Genomic DNA, 16,117 nt, shown 5'->3' with positions numbered 1-16,117 from the left:
GCCTTCTCTTCAGGTCCCGGCCGCGCTGGCGTCAACGTTGACCCGCCATTGGCCGGTGAGTAGCTTTTGCATTAGGCCGCGTTTGAGGGTCTGGAAGTGTTGATGCCTTTTCTCGGCAATGGTGAGCTTGTCATCCACCGCATCTAGTACCGCAGCAATCTTTTCCTGCTCAGAAATCGAAGGAAGTGGCAGCTTAAACTCTTTGAGAATCGTCGTGGTGAGATTCGTGAAAACACCGCCATGAGTAGCGGATGCATCCAGCCTCTGCCTTAGGGAAGAGATGACGTGGTAAAGGTAGTTCTTGTTTGCAGACCCTTCGTTGATGTTGATGAGCGCAAGGAATCCGTCGTGAATGCAAGCATCAACTGCCAAGAACGAGGGGATGCCTACATCACCGGAGCAGATGATAGTAAGTGTGCCCTTTGGGCATGGACGGCTCCGTCTTGCCCCTTCTTGAGTAAGAAAGTCGATTTGCGGAGTGACCCATTTTCCGTCGCGCGTAACGTCCGCACCCATCAGGCGCGGAACATCGCCACCGTAGTACCTTGGGTCACCCTGAGGGCGTGGACTGGCGCCCCGAATTACCTCAGCAATCGACTGAATCTCAACTATGTCCCACGCTGCGGGAATCTCACCCAGCTCACTATCCTTGAACTCGGCGTGCGGTACCCAGCGGCCATCGGCATCTTGGGTGCCGACACCCCGGCTGAACAGGGTCTGCATTAGGCCCTGCTTGAGAGTCTGGGTGACTTCAATCTGGCGCGCAATCACATCCAGCTTGTCATCCATGGCCGTCAGGATTGACGCGATTTTTTGTTGTTCGGGGAGCGGGGGGAGCTCAATCGGAATCGACTTAATGATTGATAAATTGAGTCCGCCGCGACCACCCTCACCAGATGATAGTGACCGTAGTTCTTTGTACCGCCAATCGAGGTTTTGAAAGAGAAAGTCAGTATCAAACGCTTTGCTTGGGTAAATGGCTGCCAGCGACTGATTGGTTGCGACTTCTGCCTCTAACACTGCCACACAACCCCGCGTCTTGCCCTGGCCGGCGAGTGCCATAACAACGGACTTCTTGGGAAAGACTTTTGCTGCAGAGTTAGTCAGTCCTAGAGCGGAAATCTTCTTTTCTGTCGTGTAAATTCGGCGCTTATGCACCTCTCCAGAACTCATCCAAGGCACTTCTGGAGGAAACCAATAAGACTCGTTGCCTGTGGCCGGAGTACCGCCAGCACTGACCTCTGTCATCTCACCGATTTTCAGCACCACCCAGTCAGCAGGAGCACTAGCTGCATTGTCTTCCTGATATCCCGGTAAGCCGACAGCGTTCATGCCTCAGCCTCCAGCAACCCCAACTCAACTAGGTAACTATTCAGACGCACATCAATCCGCGACTCTTCCTCTGACAATGCAGCCAACTGCGACAAAGTGGCCGCAACATCGACAGTCTCTTCGGTCTCTCCGTTGTCGATATAACGGGCAATATTGAGGTTGCCGTCGTTGCTGCGGACTTCGTCCAGTGTGACGACCCGGCAGTAGTTCTCCACCTCGGTCTGGTTTTCAACGGCTGCCTTGTGCGTGCTGGCAATGCGGTCAACGTCTTCGTGACGCAGACTATTCTGAGCCTTCCCTTCGAGGTAGTCGCGGCTGGCATCAATGATGATGACGCGGCCCTGCATTGCAGCAGGCTTGCGTTTATTCAACACCAGTACGCAAGCCGGAATGCCGGTGTTGTAGAACAGCGCAGAGGGTAGACCGATGATGGCCTCGATGAGGTCGCCGGGCTGGTTGCCGTTGGCGGCGTCGGTGCCAAATAGCAAACCTTCACGAATCTTGCCTTCTTCGCCACTGCGGAATAGCACTCCGTGCGGCAGAATGATGCCCATGCGGCCATCGGCCTTGAGGCTGGCCAGCATGTGTTGGGCGAAGGCGAGGTCGGCGTAGCCACGCGGCGGGATGCCGTAGACAAAGCGGCCGTAGGGGTCGCTAACCTGTTTGTAGTTTGGCGCCTTAGGCTTCTTACCATCTTCCTGTTCGGACTCATTGGCCAGCTCCAGCGGAGACCACCATGCCTTCGCAGAGAAGGGTGGATTGGCGATGACTCGGTCAAAGGTTTTGAGGTAATCACCAGCAAGGTGCTTTGGCTCGACCAAAGTATCGCCGCGTTCAATTTCTGCACGCATATTGTGCAAGTAGAGGTTCAGCTTGGCGATGGCCCATGTGCCTAGGTTCTTTTCCTGCCCGTACAACAGTACATTGGGCTTATTGCCTAGCAACAGACCGTTGGGCAATGTCGCAATGTGGTCAGCGCTTTCCACCAACATGCCGCCACTACCGCAGGTTGGGTCGTACACGCTATGACCAGGTTGTGGGTCGATAAGCTTGACCACCAGTTGCACCACAGCCTTGGGGGTGTAGAACTCTCCGCCCTTCTTGCCTGCATCATCAGCGAACTGCTTGATCAGGTACTCATAGGCGTCGCCAAGCATGTCAGCTTTATAAAGGTCATCATTACCCAGCTTGTACTGGTTGAAGTGACGCAGTAAGCGCTGGAGCGTGGTATCTGACAGCACGCGCTTATCGCCGTACTGGGTGGCCGTCAACACATACTGAAGCTCTGTGTTGTGGGCTTCAATCGTGGCGAATGCTTTGTCCAGCGCCTCACCAATGTTTTCAGTCTGGGCAATCAAGCTTGGCCAGCGAGCACTTTTGGGAAACGAGCCCCACTTGTCTTGCACCTCAACCAAGGCGTCAACCTCGCTAAGCCCTTCATCTTTTTGAAGTGCAAGGACTCGCTCATCGAACACGTCGTTGAAGCGCTTGAGAAACAGCAAGCCAAATATGTAGTTCTTGAAGTCCGACGAGTCGATGGAACCACGCAGAATGTTTGCTGACTCCCAGAGCCAGGATTCGAGCGTGTCGAGGGTAAGTTGATTTGCCATAAGGGCCTGATTTTAAAGACGAGTATGACCAAAAAAATCGATACGGCATTCTCATATGACCTCTGTGCGAATTCTGGCGCGACCAGCGCCGGTCACAGCAGACTTTGCGCTTTTTGCCAGTCGGATTTCCGGATGTATCGTGCCAGTGTCACATCGGATTTGTGCCCCGTCTGCATACGTATCTGCCAAGACGGCAAGCCTTGCTCGGCGGCGGTAGTGCAGTAGCCTGCTCGCAGGCTGTGGCCGCTGAAAATTCGAGCATCAGCTCCGGCTTGCGCCATGGCACCCTTCACAATGAGAGCCACCGACTGCGGCGTCAATCCTTGCGTGGCAATGCCGTCGTAGCGGTTGACGGACCTAAAAACATGCCCCGTTCTGATGCCTGCGGTCTTGAGCCAGTACATCAGCGCGGTGACCGGGCAGTGACTGCCATTGGCTCTCGGGATAAATACGGTGCGACCGTGCTGTTCCTGATCCGTCTTGCTGACTGGTAGTTCGATTTCAAGCCCAGCCGGTGAAAACGTCAGATGATGCACGCACACTCCTACCAACTCAGATCGTCGCATGGCTGACGCAAAGCCGATCAAGAGAAGGGCGCGGTCACGCGCTGCTCTGACTGACATGTGAACTCTCGAAATGGATTCCAGTGTCGCCAGCAAGTCATCTTTCATAAGCGGCTTCACCTGCCGCTGCTTGGTGCCGAGCTTGCGGCGTATGCCCTGCATGACTTGTCTGACAATTTCGCTGTGCGCTGGTGATTCGTGCTTTTGATCGACATGCGCTTTGTGGATTGCGGTGATGCGACGCTCCAGCGTGGCAACAGACAATCCATTGTTTGCAGAATCAGCCAGATACTTTGCCAAGCGCTTGGGCGTGCAGGGCATTGCGCCGCCATGTGCCAGGAAGTGCCGTAAGTCCGAGGCGTAAGCGTGCTTGGTGGCACTGGCTTGGCTTGCATTCATATATTCTTGGACAGAGTTTTTATTAAGTAATTTATTTTTCTTGTGATTTTTCTGGGAGAGAATTTTCATTTTTTTAGTATGTGATTTACCTTCGGCTGAAATAGTAGAACGTTTATTGCTCATGAAAGCTCCAGATTAGTTATTGATAACGATTGATTATCGATAGTCAGGATTTGAATGGGATTCAGCCAGCTTCAAAGCACGCGCAGATGGGGTACGCCATTGCTACAGGCGCGTCTACTCCTGGTTTTGAGGGATGACTGGGGATTTGAGTCGCTACAACGAACGACTTGCAATTCAGCGTTTTTGCTGAGTTTATGTAGTTGTTCTGTATATATGGCTTAAATAGCCATAAAACCGCTAAAAATACGGTATTTTCTTATATTGTTGATATAATACCATCATGCACGGATAAATATGCATTATTTGTAGTACGGTGCAGCATTATTAGATATTGATGGTTTCAATATGAACGTGCAGAGCTTTAATCCCAATCCTTGTTTTCTCATTGGATTGAATTCGTCGGGCAATCTGGCGTTTCGCCGCCATCACCGCATGCAGATGCTGCAGCGCTTGCTGCCGGTGCTGCTGGGTATGTTGGGCGCGCAGCGACTGGCAGATGTGTCACGCGATTTGGAGCTGCTGTATTGGCCGGTACTGGGTCATTCCCGCAGCCCATGCTTCTTTGAAGTGCCAGCCTTCCTTGGCTCGGCGATGCCTGATCAGCCAATGGAGCCTGCTCTGGTGGTGGAACGCTTGATGGCCGAACCATGTCCACCACTGCCGGTGGATGTGGCGCCAGCGGCTCGTAATCTGGAGAGATTGCGCAAGCACCTGGATTTGTCTTTGGCGCAGTCGCTGCGGCTGCTGTGTGCGTATCTTAACTATGGCGGCGCAGCTTGGCCATGTTTTGAACTGCCTGTCCCGGCCTTGCATGCACTGCTGGCTGCATGGTGGGGTGTTGATCTGGCCGCTGTTGAGGTGGCACTGGATGAGCGGCTGACTCTGCTTGGCTTGCTGGATCGGCATGAGCCATGTGATGCCAATACTGATTTGAAATCGCTGCTGGGCATATGGCCTGCAACGGTTCAAGCACTCAGTCTCAGTCATGCGACAGACGCTGAGCTTTTCGCGGCACTGGAACTGTCGGTGTAGCGCAGCGCTGGTGGCTTGGCCTGTGCTGGCGATATGAAGTCGCTGCCACTTTCTCTTTCTTGATCTCTCGATGGACCGGCAAAGCGGTCCATTTTTTTATCCGTTTTCACGCATGCGGAGGACGTTGCTCGCCCATGTGGGGCGGCGGTGTCGGTGATTCGCACGTGGAGTTCTTGAGTCTGACGATTAACCAAGGAGTACTTCCATGTCAGCAAATTCTTCTCGTTCTGGTACGGCACGCCGCATGACTTTGATGAGCAATGCGCCGCGCTTTGCACTCGGCCAGTTGGTAGCGACACCTGGCGCATTGGAGCTGCTGGAGCAAACCGGCTTCAGTGCATTGGCTTTGGTATCACGCCATGTGCATGGCGATTGGGGTGACTGCTGTGATGAAGACAAAGCCACCAACGAGGCAGCCGTTCGGCAGCGCATGCGCGTGATGAGCGTTTACCGGCTGGTGGATGCTGAAGCACTGCTGCAGACACCACAAGACAAGCGAAGCGGCTTGCCCACCCTGTGGATCATCACCGAAGCTGACCGCTCGGCCACAACGCTACTGCTTCCATCGGAGTATTGATGCGTCCAGGAACGTCTATCTCTGCACCACAAAGTTATGGATTTCAGCGTGTGCATCCCGCATTGCAGACAGGCCATGCGCTGACCGTGCAGCAGCAGCGTCAAGAGCCAGTACGCTGCTTTATGCAGCAATCTATGCTCGATGGCGCTTGCGGAACGCATGTGCTGGCGATGCTCTTGGTGATCTTCGATTTGGCCAAGGCTTCAGCCATGTATGACATGAGCCAACGCAAGTACGGCGTGGCCGCAGCGGTCTGGAATGCATTTGGTCCCAAGTACTTCAGTGGCATCCATGCCAAAGAGTGGGTGGAATTGGTCAAAAGCCTAGAGCTGCCCCTGAAGCTGACTGCCAAGTACGGAGCCAAAGAGCATGTGGATAGACATGCGCTGGACTGGTTGATGCGCGGTGAGCTGGTGGCGGTGGCATTTGCATCGGTCAAACACCAGCGCACCAAGCACTGGGCATTGGCGGTCGGTGTGGAAGGCATGGCTTCTGGATCAAAGCATCAGCCGCAGCGCATCTTGCTGCTGGACCCAGGCGGTGGTGAGCCAAGCTTTCAAGCATTCAATGCACGGCTGCGATTGCCCACCACGGGCCTTGGTAGTCGCAGAGCCAAGCAACTGCATCTACCTGCTGGTGACGCCAAGCCATGGACAGTGTTCTGGCACTACGAATCGGAGTCGTGGTCTGCGGAGCTGGTGCGGCTGCTGGCAGCGGTGCGCGTGCGCAAGTTGCAGTGACCAGCCTATGCCTTGGAACGTTTGACGCGGTGATCGGCACCGACCACCTTGGACGGTGCTGGACTCTTCTCGGCATGTGCTTGGTTGCGGCGGCGCAAAGCACCGCCTTGCGAAGCGGGTGGCAGTGTGTCTGTCACGCCTTCAAAGAGTTGCTCCAGCGTGATGCTCAAGCAATGGCACAGCGTGGCGAGTGTGAGCAGCGATGGATTGATGTGGCCGTTCTCCAGTTTGGAGATACGCGATCGCTCCACTTCAGCATCATGCGCCAGTTGCTCTTGCGACTTTTGCGCCAGCTCTCGGTAGCTGCGCAGCTTGACCCCCAATGCTTTTGTGACGGCATTTGGCAGCTTCACCACTGGCGTGGTGTTCAGTTGCGACGGGGCAGACTCCTTGGCTCTCATGGCCGCTGAGGGTCTGCTAATGTGTCTTTTTAACCAACGTCTTATACGACACATTGCGCTAAGATTTGAGTCGTATAAAACACATACAACAGGAGAGAGGAATGATGAGAAAGACTTTTATAAGTAGCGTCTGTGCGGCTGTGGCCGTGCTTTCTGGGTGCGGCAGCAAGACACCGGCCTGCGCTGATGCACAGACCGTCAGCTTGGTCAAACAGATTTATCAGCAGCAGTTCGACAAGCAGCACAACGCCATGAGTGAAGAGCGTCAGCAGCGAGTGCAGTTCACGGTCAAAGACACGACTGTTGCGCTGGAGAACATCACCACCGATGCCAGCAACGCCAATACTGGCAAAGCCGTGTGCTCGGCACAGCTGGCAACGGTCTTCCCGGAAGATGCTGTGAAAGCAGAGCCGCAGATGGAGCAATACATGCGGGCCATCTATGAAAAGCAAGGCGCAGTGCTGGATGGCACCAAGCTCCGGGGCCAAGTGACATACACCGTGCAGCGCACCGAAGATACCGGAGCATTGCAGGTGGCACTCAACGGCTTCATGCCATTCATGGGCTACTTCCACGACATAGCCATGGATCGCTATGACCGCATGTTGCGTGAACAAGCAGCGGCAAAACAAGCTGCCGAAGCACAGGCAGCCGCGCAACCATCAGCAAGCCAGGCAAAGATGGAGGCAGAGTCCGAAGGCGCATCGTCAGATGCCTGCGCCTGTGGCAACGCCAGTGCCGGCATCACAGCAGCCCCCAGCGGCGGTAAGCCAGCAAGTTCTGCCAGCATTGGCAGCAGCAACACCTAGCCAGAATTCGATAGTGCCAACGCTGTGTTCAGCAGATGAGACGCCAGTGTTTGCATGCTCCACGGGCAAGAAGCGTGTATCGCTGTGTATGAGCGGCAGCGGCAATCAGCTGGCATACCGACTGGCTCCGATCGATGGAGTGCCAGAGATGCTCTATCCGGCCAGCGCAACCGCAGCTAGCCCTGCATTCAAGCAAGGTACGCAAGTTGGAGCCAATGGACAGGCAGTGCCGTATGTGTCGTTTGATAAAGGCATCTACCGTTATGCCGTTTATGGCAGCACGACGACGGCACAAGGTATCTTGGTAGAGCAAAACGGCAAGCGGATTGCAGACCTGCGCTGCCAAGCGGATCGTTTGTCTGAGCTGGGTACATCCAACCTGCAGAGCTTGGGCCTTGTCCAAGATCAACGTCCACTTCTGCTGTCTTGAAATCACGGCGTAAGCCAGTCGGTATCTGATCCGCACGGTGGCACGCACATCAAAGTCGTAGCCGCCGGCAAATAAATGATTTAGTGGAGAGGGAGATAGTTATGCGCAGTGGAAAATTTAGTGCTTGGGGCGTTCTGATATTGGCACTGTCACAGTCGCTGCTGGTTTCAAACGCTGGTGCTCAGCAGAGTCGCCAAGCTCCTGCTTATGACAAAGCACAGGCCCGAACGGTGCTTGACCGCAGCGTCTTCTATTTACCGTTGTTCGGGGCTGTATATCGCGAAAAGTTCACTGCGCTGATACCGCGCCATCCCACAGTGCGTGGACTTGTCATCCACAACCATGGCTGTGGCGGCATGTGGGGATGGGAAACCACGGTGGCGCAGTTCTACTACCGAGAAGGGTTTGCGGTCATAACGCCAGAATTCGTGGCGCGGGACGGCAACAAGCTCGGTTGTCCAGGCGGCTCAACTGAAGAAATGCTCAAGCAAGCCAGCGAGCGGGCACGCGAAGGCGTGTACACAGCAGTCAATCCGGCGCGCTTGGATGCACGCGGCGACGATATTGCAGAAGTCATTCGCTGGTTCAAGACCTTCTCAGACTTGCCCATTATCTTGAGCGGTCACAGCGAGGGCTGCCGCACCACTTACCACTGGGATCGTGCTGATCCCCAAATCGTTGGCGGGGTCTGCCACAAGCAGAGCGTGAACCGACAGTACGAGCATTTATGGAAATGGGACACGCGACTGCCGATGTGGTCATCTATCGAAGACGAAGACTCATGGGCTGGTGGCAGCAAGCAATATCCAGCGGTTGGTTTCACGGATAAATTCAAAGCCCACCCGGAAAACCTTACGGAGTTTCGCTACCACGGCAATAGCCACGATCCATTAGTGCGCCAAGGTGAAAGTCAAAGCTTGGCTACATGGCTCAACCAGCGAGTCACCAAGCCACTGCAGAAAGTGCAAAGTGGATTCAACTACGAAGATGTGTTGCCTGCCGTGCAGGATGCTATAAGCAAGCAACTACGCTGACTCCAAAACTCGATTTTGCGAGCGCTAGCTATTGCAGGGTTCGGTAATCGAAGTGCATTTAGTTAGGAGTAGCGCACCACCTCAAGTTGTAGATGGCTCGGCACAATTCTTGTTGACCAGCAGCAATGGCGCTTGGGTTGCCCTCTGCATGACTCTGGCGGAGAGGTCTGCCCCCGATACGTCTTCATACCTTGCTGGAATCCGTTCTTTGAGGCGTAAGAGTCGCTGATGTGCAGTTCGGGTGAGTTGCCCATAAGTGGTTGCCATCACCTTTCCGCGAAGAACGCTCTCTTCTTTGATTTCTTTTTCTCGAGCAGTCTTTGGTGCAATTTCGTAGCCAACGACAAAAGCCCGGAATATGGGGGTGCCGTCCAATGCTCCGCTGCCAAGAAAATCCTGTATATAACCATCGGCTTGGTTCATCTCATCGCGCCCGATGGTCGACTTCCCCTTCTTGAGTTCGATGATTAATACGTCTTGAATGCGCATCAAGTTGGAGTTCGCTGAATCAAACGTCTCGGTACCCACCACCGAGCAGGTCGCATCAGCAAGCGAGACTATGTCAGGCCTTTGCTTGGAGTTGACAAAAGCAGTGGTTGCGACACGTTTGCTGAATATCTTTGCTGTGGCTGTTCTCAGGCTTACATTGGAGGCATATTCACTGCTATCGAACTCGGGACCAAAGAGCCATCGTGCCTGAGTGACCAGTGGATGAAGTGTATGTAACTCGTCGGTCGCTGGATCGCCACAAAGCTTCTCTATTGCTGTGACAACCGCTAGGCGGTGGTCGATCTCGTCGAGTACAGACAGTGCGTCCCTGACTGTCCATTGACTGAGTAAGCGGTCGAGGCCCTCAATATCCGACTCATCGAGCTTGGTGAGCTTCTCGAGCAGGCCTGCTCCGCCCCTGGATTTCTCCAAATTTATCAAGGCCTGTACGGCAGCGGATAGTGTGTCCGGATTAACTGTCGGATTAGCTTTGACCAAGTCGCGAGCGAAGCTAGCAACTTCAATGCGTCGTAGCTGTGAGAGCCCTTTGAATTCCTCACGATTGCGAACCAAGGCATCCTCAGAACTCTCCTCTACCAAATCCGACGATAGCTTGCTGAAGACCTGTTGTGCGTATTTCTGCACAGCCGCGAAAAGCGCTTCGGCCTTCGTACTGGGCTTGAAGCGTGCCCAATCCGGTTCAATCTCACTGGCCCAGCCATCGTTAGTCTTAACAACGATTGAATAGCGTTTAGCAAATCGCGAACGGCCATCGATCACAGCTTCCGAGCCGACCACCCAACTCGGTGAGCCCACCAGTCGACCATTCACCCAAAAAGCGACCCCTTGATAGATCGTAGATTTAGCTGCTTTGGATGAGTCGACCACGAAGGCCTCAGCAGCGGGGCAACCTGGAATGTTTAGTGCGGTCTGTTCGATTAGTCCTGATTGATCAGCCAGTGATACTGACTGACCATTCACTCGCACTACGAACTGTGGGTCATGGAGAAACCGCGCCGATAAAATATCCCGAATCCGTCCTTCGTCAGGTAGATGCCGTTGAACGACAACCGATAGCCGAGTGCCGTGGCCCTGCCGCAGAAACGTAGTCTCCTTCATAATTTTGAAAGGTGTCTCACTGCTCTGGGTTCCGATCTCGAAGTTGGCTCCTTTTCCTTCGCGCCAAGTCTCAACATCGTAGTGATTGGCGAAGCATAGAAGGCCATGTCTACCGACCCCATTCCGGCCATAGGCTTTACGGCGCCAGTCAGCTCGCTCCGGAGGAAACTCTACATGTACGCCTTGGTGCTTGATCCGGTCGTAGCCTAGCCGCATCCATCGGCCCTTAAACTGGGCAGCACTCATGCCGTGCCCATCGTCTTGAACTACCAAGGCCGTTTCCCCTACGCTTGGCACCGTAATATCTACCAGAGACGCTCCTGCGTCCCATGCGTTGGCGACCAACTCCGTCAGTGCGACCTCTGGGTCATGTGCGATGCGTCCAAGCGTCCGAACAAGATAGTCCTCCTCGAAGAACGAGCCTGTTGATACATCCGCTTTTTTGGGCCTAGCCATGCTCAATTTCTCCAGAGGTGATGATGTTAAAAGCGCTTCGCTGGGCCGTGAAAAGTCAGGCTTCCTGCATTCTTGGCTTGTCAACGTTAGTTGTGCCCACTGAATTTAACTGAATCGCAGTCATGCTTTTAGCTAGCGGCGTTTTGCTTGCAGTGATCGGATCGAAGAGCGGTCTTTGACAGTCAGCCTACCATGGAGAATGGCAGAAGTGGAACGAGTAGAGCAGTTCGCCCGTTGGACGAGTTCGACGGCTGCGTTCGGTAATGCGTGCATCGTTGGCACACAACCGTGTGGTCTTCAATATCAAAGGCCACGACTACCGGCTCATTGTGACCATGGCGTGCAAGATGCAATGGGTTTACGTCAAATTCACAGGTACACACAAACAGCACGACGTGATAGGAGCAGCCACCGTCGATTGAACGAAATGAAGGGAAGTGCCATGGAAATCAGCCCCCTTCGCAGCGAAGCAGATTACAAGGCCATGCTGGCTGAAGTTTCGGCGCTGATTGAACTAGACCCGGATGGCGAATCCCCTGAGGGTGAGCGTCTGGAGGTGTTGGGGCTGCTGGTTGCAGTTTATGAAGCCAAGCACTATCCCATTTCTGCGCAGTCTCCTATCGAGGCCGCAACTCGGAGGTGAAAGTGAACATTTCTGGATGAACTGCGCAGACGACTTGAACGAAAGTCCTTCTGTGGCCGCACGAAGTAGGCCATGCACTTAACTTTAAAGGAGGCTCTATGTCTAAGTCATCTCGCAACAGCGCTCAGGTGTCACGTGGTACCGTCAAGTCGCCAACAACTCCAGCAGCAGTCGCCCGCGTTCAAAGCGCTGTTGCTAAACAAAGTGGGGGAGGGGTTCCGAAAGGTTCATATGTTGGCCGTATGCAGCAGACCCTTGCAAAGACCGCAAATTAATCTAGCCCTTCATCTACTGGAGAACAAAATGTCCCGCCAATCAGACAACGATAACCACGCCAATCAATGCAATCCAAACCACGACGAATATTGGCACTCACGCGGTGAAGATGATCGTCCCGATGACTGGGAAGACCGAATTACTCAGGATGACAACGAAGACTGACTGAGCATCCATGCAGGCCACTCGATAGGTTCCCCCTTCTTGGGGCTTGCATTGTGTAAAAACTCATGTTGCGCGGATTGCTGAGATTCCCACTGTTGGCGACGGTGGTTCCAAAAGAGGTTGTATCTCTCCAGGTCAGGTAGCAAAAACGATTTCCCTTTGTCTCGTACCAGCAAGGTCTGCCAATGAAGAGCGAGCATGACTATCGGAAACGGTAGTCCTGGCCCCTGCCCAGCTTTTTCAAGCGTGAAGTGTTGGCGCATCTGCACCCAGTGGTCATACACAAGATCAAGAGTAAGCTTTGTTGATCCGTCGAAATAGTTGCTTACGTCGCTGTTGCTCAATACTTCCTGCGCGCTAGGTTTGGAGAGAATGCTTGCGAGAACTTGAGGGCTTGGTGCCCCGTCGGGCCATTTTTTGTACCGCATGTAGAACAGCAAGGCGTACAGAAATTCCAGCAGTCGTCGAGACGGACGGAAGATGATGTTTTTTCTTGAAAGTGGTTTACGGCCTTCAAGCAAACCGTCTTGCACCCTTACCATGACAAGAGGAAACAGTGATCGTCTCTGGCGGCCGGAGAAATAGTGACTGTTCCATTCAGCGTCTAGCGTACTAATCATGTCCCAATACAGTGTGTCGCGAACTTTCTCGATAAAAACGGTAGTTTGCGCCCAGTCATTCAGGGTCTGTAGCTCTTTCAATTCCTGCTCTGTCGCGTGTTCAAAACCGGTTTCTCCAGCAATACTGACCGCTGATCCATGTCGCTCAATGTGACTCAGCAAAATCTGCTTGAATTTAGCTAGGTCGTCTTCGTCGCAGGCCGCTACCAGTGCCTCCGTCAAATCATCTATGGTCAACGCCACTGCTTTGCTCATAGGAAGAGGAACCTCTGGCGGAAATTCAAGCTGATGCATCCAACCAGTCCAAGATGCATAATTTCCAGACTTGGTTTTCGGTGCTGTCGCAATCTTTTCGTGAGCGTGAGCAAGTGCTTCGGGGTCTTCGAGGTAATTCGCTAACCACCGTTGCTGATGTTCATCTATCTTTTTCAGGGTGGATGGGCGAATCGTGTCTATGTTGCCCTTGGAGATTCGTGCTTTTGACAGCCCAGTTAGATCATGGATCAGGCTGGGAATGCTCTGATTCCGTCCTTCAGCCAACATATACAAGGGAATCAATGCAAGAGCTTCCAGAGCCAACCTTGTTGATGAAGCCGGTTTGGCCGTAGGTCTATTTTCTGAGCGACGGTTGATTTCCTTGGACAACGTTGACACAGCTTTTGCCTCTCTTATGGGTGGAAAACTGAACTTTGCTTGTGGCGACAAGCGCCAACGAAACAGATTCTTCTGTTTAACGAAAAATCAGTTGCTATTCTTGCTCCAACAGATCAAGCAGCTTCTCCAGAGCTTGGCGCTTCTCAGGCAGGTACTCATAGGCGTTGTAGTGCCGATTCTGAATGCCTGAAATGCCATGCGACTGTAGTCTTCCCCGAATGTCGGAGCTGACACTTGCACTTGCCAGCAGAGTCTCAACCCCGGATCGGATTTGCTTAGCTTGAAAGTCTGCAAGACCGGCTTCGGCTGCAGCAGCTTGCGCCCATGCACTCAGCGTGGTTCCCGTTAAATGAGTCTTTCCGCCATCGCTGGTGAAAGCAAATTCACCGGGCGCACGGCATTGCTCAAGGGCAAGGCGCGCCACGTTGGTGAGAGGAACCACATGTGTACGAGCCCGCTGGCCGGTTCGTCCCTTTGGATCATGCAGAACGATGTGGTCACTATGAATGTCTGCATTGGTGAGTCGCAGCAGTTGAGCTATGCGCTGACCGCCAGTTGCCAAATGAAAACGTAGCAGGGCGCTGCGGTAGTCGTTCTGACTATTGATGTGCTTCCAGTACCTCTGCAGTCCAAAAAAGTTGATGGGATTTTTGTCGGCTTGGTTGCCTTGCGGGTCCGGCGTTGTGTCTGAGACTGGATTGATGGAAATCGCAAAGCTTTTGAAGCTCAGCGGAATGCTGGGATTGGTCTTGGCAGACTTCGCACACTGGAAGGCGGCGCGCATATAGCTTCTCAGCTTGTTCGCACTGCGGCGCTTGCCATCCTGTATCAGTCTGCGCATCACATCAGCAACTTGCTCGGTAGTGATCTGCGATGCTGGCGATCTGGCAAGCTTCGGAAATGCTTCTATGACGTGGAGCCGCAGCACATTCCTTGCCTCTTGGTGAGAGATTTTTCCGAGATTTTGGAGATAGTCACAGTAGGCCAGCAGCAGCTTCTCAAGCGTTTGCTCTTCCAGCTCTTGTGCTCTTTCCCGCGCCTGAGCCAGCTCTTTTTTCTTAGCTTTCTTGAGGCTTTGGTAGCCGCCACCGTCAATGTTGCCAAGATGCTGTGTAGAGAGAACTTCAGCAGCTCTGACGGCAGCACTGAATGAATAGCCGCGTTCTGTTGGCTTGATGCTCTTTGGCGGTGCTGACGTGTCAAACGCGCCGATTGGCTCGCGTAGCTCTTTTCCGTTGTGCTCTGATCGCCAATAGAACATGCCGCTGCCATTTTTGAGCTTGCGAAGCAGCAGTGCTCCGCGTGGACTTATTTTTGCGAGCGTGGCGAATTTTCCGGCAGGTAAAGCTTGAAAAATCTGGCCTGGAGTCTGGGTCGTAGTCATTGAAGGGCGATTCCTGGTTCCGGTTTGGTTCCGGAATTTTTTTCGATGATACTGGATGCTGCTGGATTGCGTTGGAAAATTAAATGTTTAAAATCAACAAGTTATGATAAAATTTAAAATCCAGTGAAATCCAGTATTAGCTAAGCTATCATGACTCATAATCCTTTGGTCGACAGTTCAAGTCTGTCACGCCCTACCAGCAATATCAACGGGTTACGAGAAATCGTAGCCCGTTTTCTATTGAGGCTGTCAACCAAGTGTCAACGCTGCTTAAGTTCTTGCGGCTGCTGTCGATCAAAGTGTAGGGAACTCACTAGCCTGAGTTGCTCTTGTGCAATTTGGAGACTACATGGATCAGATACCAGCTCCTGCTCTTCCCCTGTCAGAGTGGCTCCGCGAAGCTCGCACTCATTACTTAAATTTTTTACGTAATTTGACGCCTCAGGTTTTCCTGGCCTCGATGGCATTGATTACAGGCAGCAAGCTTAATTTTCTGAAGTTTGATTTCGGGAATTTTTGGCCGACATTTGCTTTCTTCTCTTTTGTTTTTCTATTTTTCTATGCTGCATATGCAAATATTTCTATTTTCTTTGCAGAACTTTTCCCGGGTTTAGTGCCATGGGCTAGACAGCAGCAGAAGCAGCTTCACGAGTCTGGTGTGCCTCGATTCAGAATTCCGCTACTTTTTTTGCGAGCAATGTACAAAGAGAAGCGCTTGCTAGAGTTGGGACTTGCAGTCTGCGCGATTTTTATGCTTCAAGTAGTTTTTGCAGGTGTTGTTGCTACTTCCATTGCGTCGGCTACAACTTTTATTCGTGCAACTAAGTTGTGACAGAAGCCCTTTGGAGCGGATTGAAGCGAACAACCTCTAGTAGATGATCTGGCGCTAAATGCGCATAGCGCATGGTCATCGTGAGGTTGGCGTGCCCCAAGCTGCGTTGCAAAACCAGAATGTTTCCGCCATTCATCATGAAGTGCGATGCGAAGGTGTGGCGCAAGACATGGGTGAGCTGACCTTCCTGCAGGTGAATATTGGCTCGTTCGATGCCCTCTCTGAAAGCAGAGTAGCAAGGAGCAAAGAGCCTGTGTCCTGTTTCCATCGGGTCGTGGTGAGCGTTCAGCTCGTCCGACAGCTCAGAAGAAATAGGTAAAGCACGAACCTTGCCTGATTTGGTACCCGCAAATTGCAGTTGTCCGTTCCTTAGATGCTGAATTTCAAGGCTTTCAGCTTCGCCCCAGCGCGCACCTGTTGAGAGGCAAA

18 protein-coding genes are annotated in these 16,117 nt (G+C 53.0%); 10 read left to right on the top strand and 8 right to left on the bottom strand.

Going from position 1 to position 16,117, the window contains the following annotated elements; translation table 11 throughout:
- Window positions 1-9: 9 nt before the first annotated feature.
- The 3 genes from HF327_RS15520 to HF327_RS15510 all read right to left on the bottom strand — a co-directional run bounded on the left by HF327_RS15520 (window position 10) and on the right by HF327_RS15510 (window position 4,027).
- Entirely contained in the window at window positions 10-1,332 is a 1,323-nt protein-coding gene (locus HF327_RS15520; RefSeq protein ID WP_198461073.1) for a restriction endonuclease subunit S, read from the bottom strand.
- Window positions 1,329-2,942, bottom strand: coding sequence for a type I restriction-modification system subunit M (locus tag HF327_RS15515; RefSeq protein WP_198461072.1), 1,614 nt, complete (start codon window positions 2,940-2,942; stop codon window positions 1,329-1,331). Before HF327_RS15515 ends, HF327_RS15520 begins: the two co-directional genes overlap by 4 nt.
- Before the next feature lie 92 nt (window positions 2,943-3,034).
- Window positions 3,035-4,027, bottom strand: a complete 993-nt coding sequence (locus tag HF327_RS15510; RefSeq protein WP_198461071.1) for a site-specific integrase — start codon at window positions 4,025-4,027, stop codon at window positions 3,035-3,037.
- Window positions 4,028-4,372: 345 nt separating this feature from the next.
- On the opposite strand from HF327_RS15510, the gene HF327_RS15505 reads away from it, so the two are divergent.
- The 3 genes from HF327_RS15505 to HF327_RS15495 all read left to right on the top strand — a co-directional run bounded on the left by HF327_RS15505 (window position 4,373) and on the right by HF327_RS15495 (window position 6,376).
- Window positions 4,373-5,059 carry a hypothetical protein gene (locus HF327_RS15505; RefSeq protein WP_043370967.1) on the top strand — a complete coding sequence of 229 codons (687 nt, stop codon included), beginning with the start codon at window positions 4,373-4,375 and terminating at the stop codon, window positions 5,057-5,059.
- A 205-nt stretch (window positions 5,060-5,264) separates the two neighbouring features.
- A complete protein-coding gene (locus HF327_RS15500) occupies window positions 5,265-5,636 on the top strand; it encodes a type I restriction endonuclease subunit M (protein WP_236024220.1) in 372 nt (123 codons plus the stop codon).
- Between the two features lie 50 nt (window positions 5,637-5,686).
- Entirely contained in the window at window positions 5,687-6,376 is a 690-nt protein-coding gene (locus tag HF327_RS15495; protein WP_328701869.1) for a hypothetical protein, read from the top strand.
- 5 nt (window positions 6,377-6,381) lie between these two features.
- Here HF327_RS15495 and HF327_RS15490 read toward each other — a convergent pair whose 3' ends face one another.
- Window positions 6,382-6,777: a helix-turn-helix domain-containing protein gene (locus HF327_RS15490; protein ID WP_043370970.1), complete on the bottom strand. Its 396-nt coding sequence runs from the start codon at window positions 6,775-6,777 to the stop codon at window positions 6,382-6,384.
- Window positions 6,778-6,878: 101 nt separating this feature from the next.
- Here HF327_RS15490 and HF327_RS22135 point away from each other — a divergent pair, with 101 nt between their 5' ends.
- The 3 genes from HF327_RS22135 to HF327_RS15480 all read left to right on the top strand — a co-directional run bounded on the left by HF327_RS22135 (window position 6,879) and on the right by HF327_RS15480 (window position 9,050).
- Window positions 6,879-7,586, top strand: a complete 708-nt coding sequence (locus tag HF327_RS22135) for a hypothetical protein (RefSeq protein WP_235214246.1) — start codon at window positions 6,879-6,881, stop codon at window positions 7,584-7,586.
- Between the two features lie 46 nt (window positions 7,587-7,632).
- Window positions 7,633-8,016, top strand: coding sequence for a hypothetical protein (locus HF327_RS22130; protein WP_235214247.1), 384 nt, complete (start codon window positions 7,633-7,635; stop codon window positions 8,014-8,016).
- Window positions 8,017-8,117: 101 nt separating this feature from the next.
- Window positions 8,118-9,050: an alpha/beta fold hydrolase gene (locus HF327_RS15480; protein ID WP_043376092.1), complete on the top strand. Its 933-nt coding sequence runs from the start codon at window positions 8,118-8,120 to the stop codon at window positions 9,048-9,050.
- 81 nt (window positions 9,051-9,131) lie between these two features.
- Here HF327_RS15480 and HF327_RS15475 read toward each other — a convergent pair whose 3' ends face one another.
- A complete protein-coding gene (locus tag HF327_RS15475; protein ID WP_051962114.1) occupies window positions 9,132-11,114 on the bottom strand; it encodes an ATP-binding protein in 1,983 nt (660 codons plus the stop codon).
- Window positions 11,115-11,377: 263 nt separating this feature from the next.
- Between HF327_RS15475 and HF327_RS15470 the strand changes: the two genes are divergently transcribed.
- From HF327_RS15470 to HF327_RS15460, 3 genes are all read left to right on the top strand, one after another.
- A complete protein-coding gene (locus HF327_RS15470) occupies window positions 11,378-11,536 on the top strand; it encodes a type II toxin-antitoxin system HigB family toxin (RefSeq protein WP_235214248.1) in 159 nt (52 codons plus the stop codon).
- A 20-nt stretch (window positions 11,537-11,556) separates the two neighbouring features.
- The gene (locus HF327_RS15465; protein WP_144244889.1) at window positions 11,557-11,757 is read left to right on the top strand and encodes a hypothetical protein; all 201 of its coding nucleotides are present in this window, start codon (window positions 11,557-11,559) and stop codon (window positions 11,755-11,757) included.
- 303 nt (window positions 11,758-12,060) lie between these two features.
- The gene (locus tag HF327_RS15460; RefSeq protein WP_198461070.1) at window positions 12,061-12,198 is read left to right on the top strand and encodes a hypothetical protein; all 138 of its coding nucleotides are present in this window, start codon (window positions 12,061-12,063) and stop codon (window positions 12,196-12,198) included.
- Here HF327_RS15460 and HF327_RS15455 read toward each other — a convergent pair.
- Both HF327_RS15455 and HF327_RS15450 read right to left on the bottom strand, forming a co-directional pair.
- Complete coding sequence (locus tag HF327_RS15455; RefSeq protein WP_144244890.1) at window positions 12,177-13,463, bottom strand: hypothetical protein; 1,287 nt, start codon at window positions 13,461-13,463, stop codon at window positions 12,177-12,179. The two genes, HF327_RS15460 and HF327_RS15455, sit on opposite strands and share 22 nt — an antisense overlap.
- A gap of 103 nt (window positions 13,464-13,566) precedes the next feature.
- A complete protein-coding gene (locus tag HF327_RS15450; protein WP_235214249.1) occupies window positions 13,567-14,856 on the bottom strand; it encodes a tyrosine-type recombinase/integrase in 1,290 nt (429 codons plus the stop codon).
- 349 nt (window positions 14,857-15,205) lie between these two features.
- Here HF327_RS15450 and HF327_RS15445 point away from each other — a divergent pair, with 349 nt between their 5' ends.
- Window positions 15,206-15,688 carry a hypothetical protein gene (locus tag HF327_RS15445; RefSeq protein ID WP_198461069.1) on the top strand — a complete coding sequence of 161 codons (483 nt, stop codon included), beginning with the start codon at window positions 15,206-15,208 and terminating at the stop codon, window positions 15,686-15,688.
- Here HF327_RS15445 and HF327_RS15440 read toward each other — a convergent pair.
- Window positions 15,678-16,117 (bottom strand): tyrosine-type recombinase/integrase (locus HF327_RS15440; RefSeq protein ID WP_198461067.1); only part of this gene is annotated, 440 nt, incomplete at its 5' end. The genes HF327_RS15445 and HF327_RS15440 overlap by 11 nt on opposite strands.

The sequence above is a fragment of the Comamonas suwonensis genome (assembly GCF_012844455.2).
Lineage (GTDB): Bacteria > Pseudomonadota > Gammaproteobacteria > Burkholderiales > Burkholderiaceae_C > Comamonas > Comamonas suwonensis.
Note: the sequence above shows the minus strand (reverse complement) of the source record. Positions and strands in the feature narration are given on the sequence as shown.